This window comes from Ornithinimicrobium kibberense (assembly GCF_006519705.1).
Lineage (GTDB): Bacteria > Actinomycetota > Actinomycetes > Actinomycetales > Dermatophilaceae > Ornithinicoccus > Ornithinicoccus kibberensis.
In genome coordinates this window covers 148946-164764 of record NZ_VFXM01000008.1, presented here as the reverse complement: position 1 = coordinate 164764, position 15819 = coordinate 148946, and the positions used below count along the sequence as shown (strand labels likewise).

The 15819-nt window shown below is 71.8% G+C and carries 13 protein-coding genes; 7 read left to right on the top strand and 6 right to left on the bottom strand.

Translation table 11 applies throughout. The features are described 5' to 3' along the window. Positions 1 to 21 precede the first annotated feature (21 nt). Complete coding sequence (icmF, locus tag FJR00_RS08655) at positions 22 to 3309, bottom strand: fused isobutyryl-CoA mutase/GTPase IcmF (RefSeq protein WP_446685931.1); 3288 nt, start codon at positions 3307 to 3309, stop codon at positions 22 to 24. Positions 3310 to 3542: 233 nt separating this feature from the next. On the opposite strand from icmF, the gene FJR00_RS08650 reads away from it, so the two are divergent. From FJR00_RS08650 to FJR00_RS08640, 3 genes are all read left to right on the top strand, one after another. Then, the gene (locus tag FJR00_RS08650) at positions 3543 to 4934 is read left to right on the top strand and encodes an ABC transporter substrate-binding protein (protein ID WP_141338359.1); all 1392 of its coding nucleotides are present in this window, start codon (positions 3543 to 3545) and stop codon (positions 4932 to 4934) included. An 89-nt stretch (positions 4935 to 5023) separates the two neighbouring features. Further along, positions 5024 to 6004 (top strand): carbohydrate ABC transporter permease, encoded by a 981-nt coding sequence (locus tag FJR00_RS08645; RefSeq protein WP_141338358.1) that lies wholly within the window; start codon positions 5024 to 5026, stop codon positions 6002 to 6004. Continuing rightward, positions 6001 to 6948, top strand: coding sequence for a carbohydrate ABC transporter permease (locus FJR00_RS08640; RefSeq protein WP_075957994.1), 948 nt, complete (start codon positions 6001 to 6003; stop codon positions 6946 to 6948). Before FJR00_RS08645 ends, FJR00_RS08640 begins: the two co-directional genes overlap by 4 nt. 10 nt (positions 6949 to 6958) lie before the next feature. On the opposite strand, the gene FJR00_RS08635 is transcribed toward FJR00_RS08640, so the two are convergent. Further along, positions 6959 to 8377, bottom strand: coding sequence for a GH1 family beta-glucosidase (locus FJR00_RS08635; protein WP_075957993.1), 1419 nt, complete (start codon positions 8375 to 8377; stop codon positions 6959 to 6961). Positions 8378 to 8420: 43 nt separating this feature from the next. On the opposite strand from FJR00_RS08635, the gene FJR00_RS08630 reads away from it, so the two are divergent. Together FJR00_RS08630 and FJR00_RS08625 are read left to right on the top strand one after the other, a co-directional pair. Next, a complete protein-coding gene (locus FJR00_RS08630; protein WP_337678389.1) occupies positions 8421 to 9860 on the top strand; it encodes a UTP--glucose-1-phosphate uridylyltransferase in 1440 nt (479 codons plus the stop codon). Next, positions 9857 to 10630, top strand: a complete 774-nt coding sequence (locus FJR00_RS08625; protein ID WP_141338357.1) for a helical backbone metal receptor — start codon at positions 9857 to 9859, stop codon at positions 10628 to 10630. The genes FJR00_RS08630 and FJR00_RS08625 overlap by 4 nt, the downstream gene beginning before the upstream one ends. 19 nt (positions 10631 to 10649) lie before the next feature. Here the strand turns inward: FJR00_RS08625 and FJR00_RS08620 are convergent, their stop codons facing one another. The 4 genes from FJR00_RS08620 to aroQ are packed head-to-tail and all read right to left on the bottom strand — an operon-like array spanning position 10650 to position 13900. Continuing rightward, positions 10650 to 11051, bottom strand: a complete 402-nt coding sequence (locus tag FJR00_RS08620; protein WP_141338356.1) for a hypothetical protein — start codon at positions 11049 to 11051, stop codon at positions 10650 to 10652. A 41-nt stretch (positions 11052 to 11092) separates the two neighbouring features. After that, a complete protein-coding gene (locus tag FJR00_RS08615; RefSeq protein WP_075957991.1) occupies positions 11093 to 12577 on the bottom strand; it encodes an aldehyde dehydrogenase family protein in 1485 nt (494 codons plus the stop codon). A 15-nt stretch (positions 12578 to 12592) separates the two neighbouring features. Further along, a complete protein-coding gene (locus tag FJR00_RS08610; RefSeq protein ID WP_141338355.1) occupies positions 12593 to 13429 on the bottom strand; it encodes a DUF429 domain-containing protein in 837 nt (278 codons plus the stop codon). Positions 13430 to 13453: 24 nt separating this feature from the next. After that, positions 13454 to 13900, bottom strand: coding sequence for a type II 3-dehydroquinate dehydratase (aroQ, locus tag FJR00_RS08605; protein WP_141338354.1), 447 nt, complete (start codon positions 13898 to 13900; stop codon positions 13454 to 13456). Between the two features lie 156 nt (positions 13901 to 14056). Between aroQ and FJR00_RS08600 the strand changes: the two genes are divergently transcribed. After that, positions 14057 to 15607 carry a sodium-dependent transporter gene (locus FJR00_RS08600; protein ID WP_141338353.1) on the top strand — a complete coding sequence of 517 codons (1551 nt, stop codon included), beginning with the start codon at positions 14057 to 14059 and terminating at the stop codon, positions 15605 to 15607. Beyond that, positions 15604 to 15786, top strand: a complete 183-nt coding sequence (locus tag FJR00_RS08595) for a methionine/alanine import family NSS transporter small subunit (protein WP_141338352.1) — start codon at positions 15604 to 15606, stop codon at positions 15784 to 15786. The genes FJR00_RS08600 and FJR00_RS08595 overlap by 4 nt, the downstream gene beginning before the upstream one ends. The last annotated feature ends 33 nt before the right edge of the window (positions 15787 to 15819 follow it).

Sequence of the window (15819 nt, the reverse complement as noted above, 5' to 3'; positions counted from 1 at the left end):
CAGGCGGCCCGGCCGGCGGCCTCAGACGTTGCGGCGGTACTGCCCGCCCACCTCGAAGAACGCCTCGGTGACCTGCTGCAGGGTGCACACGCGCGCGGCGTCCATGAGCACGGCGAACACGTTGTCCCCGGCCAGGGCGGCCTCCTTGAGCCGGGCCAGCGCCTCGGCCGCCTCGTCGGCGTGCGCCTCCTTGAACTCGGTGACCCGTCGCAGCTGGGACTGCTTCTCGGCCTCGGTGGCCCGGGCCAGCTCGACCTCGACCTCCTCCCGCTCGGACTCCGGCCGGCGGAAGGTGTTGACCCCGACGATCGGCAGCGACCCGTCGTGCTTGCGGTGCTCGTAGAGCAGCGACTCGTCCTGGATCTTGCCGCGCTGGTAGCCGGTCTCCATCGCCCCGAGCACGCCGCCGCGCTCGGAGATCCGGTCGAACTCGGCCAGCACGGCCTCCTCGACGAGGTCGGTGAGCTGGTCGATGATGAACGAGCCCTGGAGCGGGTTCTCGTTCATCGCCAGGCCCCACTCCTTGTTGATGATGAGCTGGATCGCCAGCGCCCGGCGCACCGACTCGGTCGAGGGCGTGGTGATCGCCTCGTCGTAGGCGTTGGTGTGCAGGCTGTTGGCGTTGTCGTAGATCGCGATGAGCGCCTGCAGCGTGGTCCGGATGTCGTTGAAGTCCATCTCCTGGGCGTGCAGCGAGCGCCCGGAGGTCTGCACGTGGTACTTCAGCTTCTGGCTGCGCTCGTTGGCGCCGTACTTCTCCCGCATCGCCACCGCCCAGATCCGGCGCGCGACGCGACCGATGACGGAGTACTCCGGGTCCATCCCGTTGGAGAAGAAGAAGGACAGGTTGGGCGCGAAGTCGTTGACGTCCATCCCCCGGGCCAGGTAGGACTCCACGTAGGTGAACCCGTTGGCCAGGGTGAAGGCCAGCTGGCTGATCGGGTTCGCCCCGGCCTCGGCGATGTGGTAGCCGGAGATGGACACCGAGTAGAAGTTGCGCACGCCGTTCTCGATGAACCACTCCTGGATGTCGGCCATCATCCGCAGCGAGAACTCGGTGGTGAACAGGCAGGTGTTCTGCCCCTGGTCCTCCTTGAGGATGTCCGCCTGCACGGTGCCGCGCACGGTCGCCAGGGCGTGCGCGCGCAGCTCCTCGGCCTCGGCGCCGGAGGGCTCGCGGCCCTCCCGCTCGCGGAAGGCGTCCAGCTGCTGGTCGATCGCGGTGTTGAGGAAGAACGCCAGCACCGTGGGGGCCGGGCCGTTGATCGTCATCGACACCGAGGTCGTCGGCGAGAGCAGGTCGAACCCGTCGTAGAGGACCTTCATGTCGTCCAGGGTGGCGATGGAGACCCCGGAGGTGCCGACCTTGCCGTAGATGTCGGGCCGCTCGCCCGGGTCGCGGCCGTAGAGGGTGACCGAGTCGAACGCCGTGGACAGCCGGGTCGCCGGCAGCCCCTCGGAGAGCAGCTTGAACCGGCGGTTGGTCCGGAACGGGTCGCCCTCGCCGGCGAACATCCGGGCCGGGTCCTCGTTGTCGCGCTTGAAGGAGAACACCCCGGCCGTGTAGGGGAAGGCGCCGGGCAGGTTCTCCCGCCGCCAGAAGCGCACCATGTCGCCGGCGTCGCGGAAGGCCGGCAGGGCCACCCGCGGCACCTTGGTGCCGGAGAGGGACTCCCGGGTGAGCTTCGTGGTGATGTCCCGGTCGCGCACGCGCACCGTGTGCTCGTCCCCGGAGTATGCCGTCACGATCCCCGGCCAGGCCTGCTGCAGCTGGTGCACCTCCTCGGGGAGGTCCTGGCGGGCCTGCTCGAGCAGCTCGTCGACGCCGTGGTCGGTGCGGCCCAGCGCGGCCAGCTCGTCGTCGACGGCCTCCAGCCGCTGGATCCGGGAGGCGGCGTCGGCCCAGCGCTCGGTGTCGGCGTGGTAGCCGCGGATGGTCTCGGTGATCTCGGACAGGTAGCGCACCCGGGTCGGCGGCACCACCTGCCGGATGGTGCTGGAGTGCCGCACGTCCACGCGCGGCAGTGTGCCCTCGGACACCTGCAGCCCGTGCCCGCCGAGCAGCTCGAGCAGGTGCTGGTAGAGCGCGGTGACGCCGTCGTCGTTGAAGGTGGCCGCCGAGGTGCCGAAGACCGGCATGTCCTCGGGCCGCTTGCCGAAGGCCTCCCGGTTGCGGACCAGCTGGCGGCCCACGTCCCGCAGGGCGTCCATCGCCCCGCGCCGCTCGAACTTGTTGATCGCCACCACGTCGGCGAAGTCGAGCATGTCGATCTTCTCCAGCTGCGAGGCGGCGCCGAACTCCGGCGTCATCACGTAGAGGGAGGTGTCCACGAACGGCACGATCCCTGCGTCGCCCTGCCCGATGCCGGGGGTCTCCACGATGACCAGGTCGAAGCCGGCGGCCTTGAGGATGTCGATCGCCGCCGGGACCGCGTCGGGCACCTCCCGGTCCCCGCGGGTGGCCATCGACCGGAACAGCACCCGGTCGCCGTCCAACGCATTCATCCGGATGCGGTCGCCCAGCAGCGCCCCGCCGCCCTTGCGCCGGGTCGGGTCGATGGCCAGCACCGCGACGCGCAGCCGGTCGCCCTGGTCGACCCGGATCCGGCGGACCAGCTCGTCGGTCAGCGAGGACTTGCCCGACCCGCCCGTGCCGGTGATCCCCAGGACCGGCACGGTCCGGGCGGCGGCGGCCTCGGCATACCTGCTGCGGTCCTGCTCGGGCAGGCGCCCGGTCTCGGCACCGGTGATGGCGCGGGCCACGGCGGTCCGCTCCCCCGCCAGCACCGCGTCGACCTCGGCGGCCCCGACCTCCCACAGGTCGTAGTCGCAGTCGGCGACCACCTGGTTGATCATCCCGGGCAGGCCGAGGCGCTGGCCGTCCTCGGGCGAGAAGATCGTCACCCCGGAGCCACGCAGCCGCTCGATCTCCTCGGGCACGATGACGCCCCCACCGCCGCCGACGACCCGCACGTGCCCCGCCCCGGCCTCGCGCAGGCTCTCCACGAGGTACTCGAAGTACTCCACGTGCCCGCCCTGGTAGGAGGAGACGGCCACACCGTTGGCGTCCTCGTCGAGCACGGCGTCGACGACCTCCTGCACGGAGCGGTTGTGGCCCAGGTGGACCACCTCGGCGCCCTGGGTCTGCATGATCCGCCGCATGATGTTGATCGAGGCGTCGTGCCCGTCGAACAGGCTGGCGGCGGTGACGATCCGGACCGGGTTGACCGGCACGTGCCGCTCCGGGGTCGCCGGGGCCGCCTGCTCGGTCTGCTCGTCGCTCGTCCGGACGTCGGTGTCGGTGCTCACGGCCTTCTCCTCGTCGAGTGCGGGGTCCTGCCCCGATGGTAGGGGATGCGCCGCTCCCGGTTGACGTTCGGGTCAACCGGACCCCGGTGCCCGCGACCCGCCCGCAGGCCGCTGAGCAGTGGGGATCGTTACCAGGATGTGACCGCAGGGCCCTTGCCTGCGCGACCGGTCGCTCTGGAATAGTGGCCGTGGAGCGTCCGTTCCGGACCCCGCGAAGAAGGAGAGCTGCAACGATGCGCACGACCCGCAACCCCCGCCGGATGAAGCTGGCCCTGGCGGCGAGCCTCGCCGCCACCCTGACCCTGGCCGCCTGCGGAGGTGACGACGGCGGCGGTGACGCGGGCGAGGACGACGGCGCGACCGCCGGCGGCGACACCGACTGCTCGGCCTTCGAGCAGTACGGCGACCTGGAGGGCAAGTCCGTCTCGGTCTACACCTCGATCATCTCCCCCGAGGACCAGCCGCACATCGACTCCTACATCCCGTTCGAGGAGTGCACCGGCGCCACCGTGGAGTACGAGGGCTCCCGCGAGTTCGAGGCCCAGCTGCTGGTGCGGCTGGAGTCCGGCAACGCCCCCGACATCGCCTACGTGCCCCAGCCGGGCCTGATCGAGCGCATCGCCAACGACTTCCCCGACCAGATCACCGAGGTCGGCGAGCAGGCCCAGTCGAACATCGACGAGTACTACAACGAGGCCTGGCGCGGCTACGGCAGCGTCGACGACACCCTCTACGGCGCTCCGCTGGGCGCCAACGCCAAGTCGTTCGTCTGGTACTCCCCGTCGGCGTTCGAGGAGAACGGCTACGAGATCCCCGAGACCTGGGACGAGCTCATCGCCCTGAGCGACCAGATCGTCTCCGACCACCCGGACGTCAAGCCGTGGTGCGCGGGCATCGAGTCCGGCGGCGCCACCGGCTGGCCGGCCACCGACTGGGTCGAGGACGTCATGCTCCGCACCGCCGGTCCGGAGGCCTACGACCAGTGGGTCGAGCACGAGATCCCCTTCGACGACCCGCAGGTCGTCGAGGCCGTCGACACCGTCGGCGAGATCCTGCGCAACCCGGACTACGTCAACGGCGGCCTGGGCGAGGTCCAGTCCATCGCCACCACCCCGTTCGGTGAGGCGGGGCTGCCCATCCTCGACGGCTCCTGCTTCCTGCACCGCCAGGCGTCCTTCTACCAGGCCAACTGGCCCGAGGGCACCACCGTGGCCGAGGACGGCGACGTGTTCGCCTTCTTCCTGCCCGGGCAGAGCGCCGAGGACCGCCCCGTCCTGGGCGCGGGCGAGTTCACCGTCGCGCTGGCCGACCGGCCCGAGGTCGCGGCGCTGCAGGCCTACCTGACCAGCCCGGAGTGGTCCAACGAGAAGGCCAGGGTCACCGGCCCCGGCTGGGTGTCGGCCAACTCCGAGCTCGACCCGGCCAACCTGGAGTCGCCGATCGACCAGCTGGCCTACGAGCTGCTGACCGACGAGAACGCCACCTTCCGCTTCGACGCCTCCGACCTCATGCCGGCCGCGGTCGGTGCAGGCACCTTCTGGTCGGAGATGACCGCCTGGATCGCCAGCGGCAAGGACACCCAGGAGGCCCTCTCGGCCATCGAGAGCTCCTGGCCCTCCGAGTGACCCACCGGCGGTCGTGACCGGGTGAGGGGTGGGGCGCACGCCGCTGCACCCCTCACCCGGTCGCGCCGCCTGCGAACGAAGGAACCGCAATGGACTACCTCCTCGGAGCCGACTCCTCCACCCAGAAGCTCGTCGTGATGGTCGTGGCCATCCTGCTCTTCGTCGGCGTCATGGCCCTGGTGCTCTTCGTCGCCGAGCTGCCGAAGATGCCCCGGTGGGCCACCGTCGCCTTCTTCCTCGGCCCGGCCCTGCTGCTCATCGCCTTCGGCCTGGTCTACCCGGCGATCAACACGGTGCTGAGCTCGTTCAAGAGCCCCAACCTGCAGGAGTGGGTGGGCACGGACAACTACGTCGAGGTCTTCACCAACCCCTCGATGAGACGGGTCCTGCTCAACACCCTGCTGTGGGTGCTGCTGGTCCCGACCGTCTCCACGGCGATCGGCCTCGTCTACGCCGTGCTCGTGGACCGCACCCGGTTCGAGAAGCTGGCCAAGACGCTGGTCTTCCTGCCGATGGCCATCTCCATGGTCGGGGCGAGCATCATCTGGAAGTTCGTCTACGACTTCAAGCCGGCCAGCCGGCCGCAGACCGGCCTGGCCAACCAGTTCCTCGTCTGGCTGGGCCTGGACACCCAGCAGTTCCTGCTCAACTGGCCGTGGAACACGCTCTTCCTCATCGCCGTCATGGTCTGGATCCAGGCCGGCTTCGCGATGACGGTGCTGTCGGCCTCGATCAAGGCGATCCCGGACGACATCATCGAGGCCGCCAAGCTGGACGGCGCGAGCAACTTCCGGATGTTCCGGTCGGTGACCGTCCCCTCCATCCGCCCGGCCCTGGTCGTGGTCCTCACGACCGTGGCCATGGCCACGCTGAAGGTCTTCGACATCGTGTACTCGATGACCGGCGGCAACTTCGGCACCTCGATCGTGGCCAACGAGTTCTACATCCAGACCTTCCGCACCGCCCAGCGCGGCGTCGGCGCCACCCTGGCCGTGCTGCTGTTCGTCATGGTCGTCCCGATCGTGGTCTACAACGTGCGCCAGATGAAGCTTTCCGAGGAGCAGCGATGACCAGCAACGCCCCGGTCGCCCCGGTCAAGGACCTCGACGGCGACGGACGCTCCGAACCGGTGCGCCCCCGCAAGCTCACCAAGGCCGAGAAGCGGGCGATCGACACCAAGAACCGGCTGTCCTCACCCTGGGCCTCGGCGATCGCGATCGTCATCGCGCTGCTGTGGACGGTGCCGACCTTCGGCCTGTTCGTCACCTCGTGGCGACCGCCCGCGGACATCCGCACCAGCGGCTGGTGGACCTTCTTCGGCGACCCGGAGGTGACGACCGAGAACTACGTCGAAGTCTTCACCGGCGGCAGCACCGACTTCGCCTCGGCGTTCATCAACACCGTGGTCATCACGCTGCCGGCGGTGATCATCCCGATCACGCTGGCGCTGCTGGCGGCCTACGCCTTCGCGTGGATGGAGTTCCGCGGACGCAACATCCTGTTCGTGGCGGTGTTCGCCCTGCAGATCGTGCCGATCCAGGTCACCCTCATCCCCCTGCTGACGCAGTACAACAACTGGGGCCTGGTCGGATCGTTCTGGCCGGTGTGGATCTCGCACACGATCTTCGCCCTCCCGCTGGCGATCTTCCTGCTGCACAACTTCATGATGGACATCCCCCGGACCCTCATCGAGGCGGCCCGGGTGGACGGTGCCGGGCACGTGAAGATCTTCTTCCAGGTGCTCCTGCCGCTGCTCGTGCCGGCGATCGCCGCCTTCGGCATCTTCCAGTTCCTCTGGGTCTGGAACGACCTGCTCGTCGGCCTGGTCTTCGGCTCCGGCCCGGACGTCTCCCCGCTGACGGTCCGCCTGGCCGACCTGACCGGCACCCGCGGCACGGCCTGGCACCTGCTGTCCTCCGGCGCGTTCGTGGCGATGGTCGTCCCGGTGACGGTCTTCCTGCTCCTGCAGCGCTACTTCGTCCGCGGCCTGCTCGCCGGCGGCGTCAAGGGCTAGGGCCCGGGGTTCAGGTCCCGGGAAGGACGCCGGTCGAGGCGAGCCGCGCCCACCAGCGCGCGCTCGCCTTCGGCGTGCGCCGCTGCGTGTCGTAGTCGACCCGCACGATGCCGAACCGCTTGGCGTAGCCGAAGGCCCACTCGAAGTTGTCCATCAGCGACCAGACGAGGTAGCCGCGCAGGTCGGCCCCCTGCTCGATCGCCTCGTGGGCGGCCCGCACGTGCGCGTCCAGGTAGGCGATGCGTTCCTGGTCGTCGACGAACCCGTCCGCGTCCGGCCGGTCGTCGCAGGCCATCCCGTTCTCGGTGACGACCATGGCGATCCCGCGCGGACCGGTGTAGTCCCGCTGCAGCCGCAGCAGCAGCTCGCGCAGGGCGTCGGCCGAGATCTCCCACCCCATGTCCGAGACGGGTATGCCGCGACGCACCGCCCGCACGTGCTCGGAGCCGACGTTGGGCGAGGGCTCGTCGAAGGCGCGGGCCTGCCTCGCCGCCTCGGCTGCCCGCTCCGGGTCCGGTCCGGTCACCGCCTGGGTGGCGTAGTAGTTGACCCCGAGGACGTCGATCGGCGTGGCGATGGTCTCCAGGTCCCCCTCCTGCACCAGGTCCTCCGGCCAGACGTCGGCCAGGTCCGTCAGCACGTCCTGCGGGTAGGCGCCCCGGGTGACCGCCTCGACGAAGAACCGGTTGGCCGTCCCGTCGACACGGCGGGCGGCGTCCCGGTCCCCCTCGCGGTCCGGGTCCAGCGGCACGGTGTCGGTGAAGTTCAGCGTCAGGCCCAGGCTGGCGTCGGGGTCGCGCTCGCGCAGCGCCCGGACCGCCTGCCCGTGGGCCAGCAGGAGGTGGTGGGCCGCCCGCAGGGAGGCGACGGGGTCGGCCTGCCCGGGGGCGTGGTGGGCGCCGGCGTAGCCGTGGAAGGCCGCGCACCACGGCTCGTTGAGGGTGGCCCAGTGCCGCACCCGGTCGCCGAGGGCGTCGTGCACCGCGAGCGCGTAGTCGACGAACCGGTCCGCGGTCTCGCGGGCCGGCCAGCCTCCGCGGTCCTCCAGCGCCTGCGGCAGGTCCCAGTGGTAGAGCGTCAGCCACGGCGTGATCCCGCGGTCCAGCAGCGTGTCGACCAGCCGGGCGTAGAAGTCCAGCCCCTGCCGGTTGACGGTCGTGCCGTCCGGCACCACCCGGGCCCACGAGATGGAGAAGCGGTAGGTGCCCAGGGACAGCTCCCGCATGAGGTCGACGTCGTCCTCGTAGCGGTGGTAGTGGTCGCAGGCCACCGATCCGTCCTGGCCCTGCCACACCGCCCCGGGCTGCCGGGCGAAGACGTCCCAGATCGAGTCGGCCCGGCCGTCCTCGGAGGCCGCCCCCTCGATCTGGTAGGCCGCGGTGGCCGCGCCCCAGCGGAAGCCGTCGGGAAACTGCACCTGTGCGTTCATGCGTCCCATCCTGTCGCATCGACTCCCGTGGCAGGCTGGGACCGTGGCAGAGACGACGGACGACGGGAAGAACGCCGACCACCCGGGCCGGGCCGAGGCGGTGGCCCGGATGCGGGCCGCGGGGGTGAACGAGCCGGCGGTGCGGGCGTTCGTCCGGCACCACGAGGCCCTGGTGTCCGGAGCGACCGGGCTCGTGCGCGAGGCCGACGTCGAGCCGGCCTCCCCGCAGGTCTTGCTGGACGACCTGCCCGACGACCCCGACGCCGGCCGCGCCGCGCTCGACGCGACGGCCGTAGCCGTGCTCAACGGCGGGCTGGGCACCTCGATGGGCCTGTCCGTCCCCAAGTCGCTGCTGCCGGTGCACGACGGCCTGACCTTCCTGGACGTCACCGTGCGCCAGGTGCTGGCGCTGCGCGAGGCGACGGGGGCCCGGCTGCCGCTGCTGCTCCTGGACAGCTTCGCCACCCGCGACGCCACCCTGGCGCGGCTCGCGGCATACCCGGACCTGGCCGTGGACGGCCTGCCCCTGGACGTCCTGCAGAGCCGGGAGCCCAAGCTGCGCGCCGACGACCTCTCCCCCGTCGACCACCCGGGCGACCCGCGGCTGGAGTGGTGCCCGCCGGGGCACGGCGACCTCTACCCCACGCTGGCGGCCTCCGGGGTGCTCGACGCGCTGCTCGAGCAGGGCTACCGGCAGCTGTTCGTCTCCAACGTCGACAACCTCGGCGCGGTGCCCGACGCCCGCCTGGCCGCGTGGTTCGCCGCGGAGGGCGCCGGCTACGCCGCCGAGGTCTGCCCCCGCACCGAGATGGACCGCAAGGGCGGCCACCTCGTGCGGCGGCGGGCCGACGGGCGGCTGCTCCTGCGCGACACCGCCCAGACCGCCGAGGAGGAGCTGGTCCACTTCACCGACGGCGACCGGCACCCCTGGGCGCACACCAACAACCTGTGGCTGGACCTGATCCGGCTGCGGGAGCTGCTGGAGCGGCACGGGGGGTCGCTGCCGCTGCCGCTCATCCGCAACCCCAAGACGGTCGATCCGACCGACCCCACCTCCACGCCGGTCGTCCAGGTCGAGAGCGCGATGGGCGGGGCGGTCGAGCTGTTCGACGACGCCGTGGCCGTCGGGGTGGGCCGGGACCGGTTCGTGCCGGTCAAGGGCACCGACGAGCTGCTCCTGCTCCGCTCGGACGCGTATGCCGTGGGGCCGGGCACGGGGTACCGCCTCGTCGCGCAGGCCGACCCGCTGCCCGTCGTGACCCTCGACCGGCGGCACTACCGCTTCGTGCACGACCTGGACGCCCGGTTCCCCGCGGGGGCGCCGTCTCTGCGGGAGGCGGCCGGCCTGGAGGTGGAGGGCGACTGGACGTTCGGGGCCGACGTGGTCGTCCGCGGACGGGTGCGGCTGGCCGACGAGGGCGGGGCCCGGCGGGTGCCGGACGGGACCGTGCTGGAGGGGTCCTCGGCGGAGGGGGCCCCGTGAGCCGGGTCGTGGTCGACGACCTGGGCGCCGAGGTCGCGCTGCCGGACGGGCCGGTGACCCGGGTGGTCTCGCTCGTGCCGTCGCTGACCGAGGCCGTGGCCGTGACGCGGCGGGAGGCGCTGGTCGGGGCGACCGACTGGTGCACCCACCCGCAGGACCTGGACGTGACCCGGGTCCGCGGCACGAAGAACCCCGACCGGGCCGCCGTGGCGGGGCTGCACCCGGAGCTCGTCCTGGCCGTCCAGGAGGAGAACCGCGAGCTGGACGTGCGGCGGCTGCGCGCGGCCGGGGTGCCGGTGTGGGTCGGCGTCGTCGAGTCGGTCGACCAGGCGGTGGACGCCATGGAGCGGATCTTCGGCGAGGTCCTGGCGTGGGGCGTCCCGGACTGGCTGGCCCGGGTGCGGGAGCTGTGGGCGCAGGCGGGCGGCTCCCCGCCGGCGCCGCGGGCCCGCGTGGCGGTGCCGGTCTGGCGGGACCCGTGGATGGTCGTCGGCTCGGCCACCTTCACCGGGGACCTGCTGGCGCGGGCGGGGCTCATCAATGTCTTCGCCGACCACCCCGAGCGCTACCCCGCCCTGCCGGTGGAGGAGGTCGACGGCGCCGGGGCCGACGTCGTGCTGCTGCCCGACGAGCCTTACGAGTTCACCGCCGACGACGGGCCGGAGGCGTTCGGGCGCACCCCGACCCGGCTGGTCAGCGGCCGGCTGCTCACCTGGTACGGCCCCGCCATGGCGCAGGCGTGGGACCACCTGGCCGCGGTGGAGGTCTGAAGCACGGCCGGGGAAGGGCTCAGTGCCCCTGGAGGCGGGCCGGGTCGATCCGCTCCAGCCGCATGCCCGGCTTGCGGACCGCGAGGGTCCCCAGGGCCACGGCCGCCAGGAGGAAGAGCACGCCGACGACGATGTGCACGAGCCGCAGCTCCATCTCGCCGAGCGCGACCTGGGCGACGGCGAGCACGAGGACGCCGACCGCGTGCATGAACAGGCCCTTGTTGGCCGAGGCCCGCATCCAGACGAAGGCCACGACCGCGGTGACGAGGGCGACCACGACCGTGGTGTTGCCGATCGTCCCGTGGGCGCCCACCCAGGTGCCCCCGACGAGAAGGAACCCGAGGACGGCCTGCAGCACCCCCAGAAGGGCGGTGAGGACGGCGGTGATCTTGAGCAGGACCAGGGTGGTGTCGGACGTCATACCTCCCAGTGTCCCAGATGCGGGACGTGTCACCGGCCGCCTCAGAGGCGGACGTTGACCTGCTGGATCTGGGTGAACCCCTCGAGCATGCCCTCCAGGGAGAACTCCCGCCCGTGGCCGCTGGACTTCATCCCGCCGTAGGACTGGCCGACCTGCTGGCCGCCGCCCTGGTTGACCTGCACCCAGCCCGACTCGATCCGGTGCGCGGTGCGCAGCGCGGCGGAGACGTCGCGGGCGAAGACGAACGCCGCCAGGCCGTAGGACGTGTCGTTGGCCATCCGCACGACCTCGTCCTCGTCGCGCCAGCGCAGCACCGACAGCACCGGGCCAAAGATCTCCTCCCGGGCGATCCGCCAGTCGTTGGACACCTGGGACAGGATCATCGGCGCGTGGTAGAAACCGGGCTCCCCCACCTGCAGGGCGGGGCGCCCGTCGTAGGCGACGTGCACGCCCTCGGTGGACAGGCCGTCCTCGACGTAGCCCTGCACCCGGTCCCACTGCCGCTGGTTGATGATGCAGCCGATGTCGGTGGCCTCCTCGCGGGGGTCGCCGACCGTCAGCCGGGAGACCCGGTCGACCAGCTTCTCCAGGAAGCTGTCGTGCACGTCCTCGTGGAGGAACAGCCGGGAGCCGGACGTGCAGCTCTGCCCCTGCCGGGCGAACCGGGTGGCCAGCAGCACCTGCTCGACCACCTCGTCGGTGTCGGAGTCGGGGAAGACGATGCAGGGCGACTTGCCGCCCAGCTCGAGGGAGACGTGGGCCAGCCGCTCCCCGGCCCGGGCCGCGACGCCCGCCCCCGTGACGGTGGAGCCGGTGAAGGAGACCTTGTCGACGTCGCCGTGGGTGACGAGGGCCTCGCCGACCTCGGGGCCGTAGCCGGTGACGACGTTGATCGCCCCGGGCGGCAGGTGCCGCTGGCAGACCGCGGCCAGTTCCAGGATCGTCGTGGGCGCGTCCTCGGCGGCCTTGAGCACGACCGTGTTGCCGGCGACCAGGGCGGCCGGCAGCTTGAAGGCGGCGATCATCAGCGGGGAGTTCCACGGCAGGATCGCCGCGACCACGCCGAGCGGCAGCCGACGGGTGTAGGACAGCGCGTCGTCGCCCGTGGGCAGGGTCACCCCCTTGGTCTCCCCGGCCAGCCCGGCGAAGTAGCGGAACGCGGTGACCAGCAGGGCCGCCTCGGGGCGGGCCTGGGTGCGGATCGCGTTGCCGGTGTCGACCGCGGTGAGCCGGGCCAGGTCCTCCACGAGGGGCTCGAGGTCGTCGGCGATCCGCAGCAGCGCCCGCTGCCGCTCGACGAAGGGCAGCGCGGCCCAGCCGGGGTATGCCGCGCGCGCGGCCCGGACCGCCCGGTCGGCGTCCTCGGCGCGCCCCCGGGGCACGCGGGCCACGACGCGGTGCCGGTCGATGGGGGTGATGACGTCGATCGTCTCCCCCGACGCGGCGGGCACCTCCTCGCCGCCGATGAGCATCCCGTAGTCGCGGGGCCGGTCGGTCTCGAGCGTGGGGAAGGGCTGCGAGGTCATGCGGTGCTCCTGGGGTCAGACGTGGATGGCGGCCGGGATGCCGTCGGAGAAGGTCTGCGGGTCGTCCGGGAAGGTGCGGGCCGAGCCGGTCTTGACCCGGTGGGCGGTCCACGCGGCGGCGCAGGCGTCCAGCATGTCGTCGGTGCCCACGCCGGTGGGCGCGGTGGTCGGCACGTAGATCCCGTGCCGGGCCAGGACCTCCCGGCGCTCGGCCGAGCCCTCGGCGGTCCGCTTCTTCGACGCGACCGGCGCACCGGCCATCTGCGCGAACGAGGCCTCCGGGTGGCACTCGGCGACGAGGAAGGACAGGTCCTGGCGGACCCAGGCGTCGACCTCCTTGATCCGCCGCCGCAGCTCGAAGGCCTGCTGGGAGACCCCCGACCCGACCTTCTCCCGGTTGACCGCGTTGGCCTGGCCGTAGGACTCGGCGTAGACGGCCTCGCGCACGGGCGTGGTGAACACCGAGGAGGACTTGCCGGGCAGGAACGCCCGGGTCTGCACGTCGGCCTCGCGGCGGGCGTCGTCGGGCAGACCGATCGGGATGTCCACGGCCACGACGGCCACGTCGCCGGCCTTCTCCACGACCTCGGCGACGCTGGCGCCGGTCAGCAGCATGGGGGTGCCGTGGCCCGAGGCGTCGAGCAGCGCGCCGACCCAACCGCCGCGGGAGACGTCCACGCCCAGGACCGGCAGCGAGGCGTCCGGCGTCGAGGGGCGCCTGCCCGGGCGCCCCGAGGGCATCGCCGCCGTCGCCGGCCGGGGCCGCGCGGGGGCACCGCCCCTGGCCTGCTCACCCCCGGCCTTCGCGCCGCGCTTGCCGGTCAGCTGCTGCCACCACTGCGTCAGACCCATGAGGACACGATAGGCGCCGGCCGGTCAGCCGCCGTAGCGGGTCGCCAGCAGCTCCACGGCCCACCGGTAGCCGTCGACGCCAGCGCCCGCCACGACCGCCTCGGCGACCGGTGAGAGGTAGGAGCGGTGGCGGAAGGGCTCGCGGGCGTGCGGGTTGCTCAGGTGCACCTCGACGACCGGCAGCCGCACGGCCTTGACGGCGTCCAGCAGCGCCACGGAGGTGTGCGTGTAGGCGCCGGCGTTGAGGACCACGCCGACGACGTCGCCGGCGGAGCGCGCCTCGTGCAGGGCGTCGACCAGCCCGCCCTCGTGGTTGGTCTGCCGGCAGGTGGCCTCCAGCCCATGGCGCCGGGCCTCCTCGCGGCAGAGGTCGTCGACGTCGGCGAGCGTGGCCGACCCGTAGATCTCCGGCTCCCGGGTGCCGAGCAGGTTGAGGTTGGGGCCGTTGAGCACGAGGATCCGCCGGGTCATGGGACCAGCGTGGCACAGGGGACGGGCGTGGCCACTACCCAACCGCGCGGATGTGGACTAGGTTGCCAACCGTCCGGGCCTGCCCCGGCAGCGGGGCGGGCGCCGCCCGACCTGCGGCACGTTCATACCGCACCATCCTTTCCAAGGAGGTCCGCCGTGGCTGGCACGAACACCGCCCCGGCCGCCGAGCAGCGCGACACGTGGACCCACAACACCGGGTTCATCCTCGCGGCGATCGGCTCGGCCGTCGGCCTGGGCAACATCTGGCGGTTCCCGGGGGTCGCCTACGAGAGCGGGGGCGGGGCCTTCCTCATCCCCTACCTCCTGGCGCTGCTGACCGCCGGCATCCCGATCCTGTTCCTCGACTACGCGATCGGCCACCGCTACCGGGCGGCCGCCCCGCTGGCCTACCGGCGGATGGCCAAGCCGGCCGAGACCCTGGGCTGGTTCCAGATCGGCCTGTCGTTCGTCATCGCGGTCTACTACGCCGCGGTGGTCGCCTGGTCGTTGAGCTACTTCGTCTACGCCTTCGACCTGCGGTGGGGCGAGGACACGCTCGGCTTCTTCACCGGCGAGTACCTCCAGGTCGGCGACCCGGAGATCTCGACGACGATCGTCTCCTCCGTGGCGATCCCCCTCGTGCTCGTGTGGGCGGCGATCCTCGTCGTGCTGGCCCTGGGCGTCAGCCGCGGCGTGCAGCGGGTCAACGTCATCTTCATCCCGCTGCTGGTCGTGGCCTTCCTGGGCCTGGTCATCCGCGCCCTGACCCTGCCCGGCGCCGCCGACGGGCTCGACGCACTGTTCACCCCCAACTGGTCGGCGCTGCTGGACCTGAACGTGTGGATCTCGGCGTACGCGCAGATCTTCTTCTCGCTGTCCATCGCCTTCGGCATCATGGTCACCTACGCCTCCTTCCAGCGGCGCAAGGCGAACATGACCAGCTCGGGCCTGGTGGTGGCGTTCGCCAACTCCTCCTTCGAGATCCTCGCCGGCATCGGCGTCTTCGCCACCCTGGGCTTCTTCGCCCACCAGCAGCAGGTGGCCGTCGCCGACCTCGAGGGGCTGACCGGTCCGATCCTGTCCTTCGTCACCTTCCCGGCGGTCATCTCCGAGATGCCGGGCGGGAACATCTTCGGCGTGGTGTTCTTCGCCGCGCTGGTCCTGGCCGGCTTCACCTCGCTCATCTCGATCCTGCTCGGGGTGGCCGCCTCGATGCAGGAGAAGTTCGGGCTGGGCCGGCGCACCGCCGCGCTCGCGGTCGCCGTCGTCTCGGCGTCCATCTCGATCGCCCTGTTCTCGACCACCTCGGGCCTGCTGGCCCTGGACACCGTCGACCAGTTCGCCAACAACGTGGGCATCGTCCTGTCGGCGATCGTCATGACGGTGGTCGTGGTGTGGGTGTTCCGGCGCGGTGAGGTGCTGCGACAGCACCTCAACGCCGTGTCCACCTTCAAGGTGGGCCGCGTCTGGATCTTCCTGCTCGGCCTCCTCGTGCCGGCCTTCCTGGTCGTCATGCTGGTACAGAAGCTGATCACCCTGGTCACCGAGGGGTACGAGGGCCTGCCAGGCTGGTACGTCGGCCTCTTCGGCTGGGGCATGCTCGCCCTCGTCATCCTGGCCGCGGTGGTGCTGACGGCCCTACCCTGGAAGGGCCGGGACGACCCGGACTTCCGTGCCTGGCCCGACCTGGAGGAGGAGAAGCGATGACCACGTCCGCGATCGTCATGATGCTCGTGGCCATGGTCGTGGTCTGGGGAGGGCTGACGGCGAGCATCCTGTTCCTGCGCAGCCGCCCCGAGGTGACCGACGGCCTGCACGAGGACCCCGACCTGGTCCGCGACGACGAGCGGCGCGAGCACGAGCCGCACCCCTTCCGCGACACCTGAGCCGCCGCGCCGGCGTCCCCGCTTGAACCGCCC

Excerpts from the sequence above, each read along its gene's own strand:
- FJR00_RS08650 (WP_141338359.1), top strand. The coding sequence starts at position 3,543 with ATGCGCACGACCCGCAACCCCCGCCGGATGAAGCTGGCCCTGGCGGCG.
- FJR00_RS08645 (WP_141338358.1), top strand. The coding sequence starts at position 5,024 with ATGGACTACCTCCTCGGAGCCGACTCCTCCACCCAGAAGCTCGTCGTG.
- FJR00_RS08640 (WP_075957994.1), top strand. The coding sequence starts at position 6,001 with ATGACCAGCAACGCCCCGGTCGCCCCGGTCAAGGACCTCGACGGCGAC.
- FJR00_RS08635 (WP_075957993.1), bottom strand. The coding sequence starts at position 8,377 with ATGAACGCACAGGTGCAGTTTCCCGACGGCTTCCGCTGGGGCGCGGCC.
- FJR00_RS08620 (WP_141338356.1), bottom strand. The coding sequence starts at position 11,051 with ATGACGTCCGACACCACCCTGGTCCTGCTCAAGATCACCGCCGTCCTC.
- FJR00_RS08615 (WP_075957991.1), bottom strand. The coding sequence starts at position 12,577 with ATGACCTCGCAGCCCTTCCCCACGCTCGAGACCGACCGGCCCCGCGAC.
- FJR00_RS08610 (WP_141338355.1), bottom strand. The coding sequence starts at position 13,429 with ATGGGTCTGACGCAGTGGTGGCAGCAGCTGACCGGCAAGCGCGGCGCG.
- aroQ (WP_141338354.1), bottom strand. The coding sequence starts at position 13,900 with ATGACCCGGCGGATCCTCGTGCTCAACGGCCCCAACCTCAACCTGCTC.
- FJR00_RS08595 (WP_141338352.1), top strand. The coding sequence starts at position 15,604 with ATGACCACGTCCGCGATCGTCATGATGCTCGTGGCCATGGTCGTGGTC.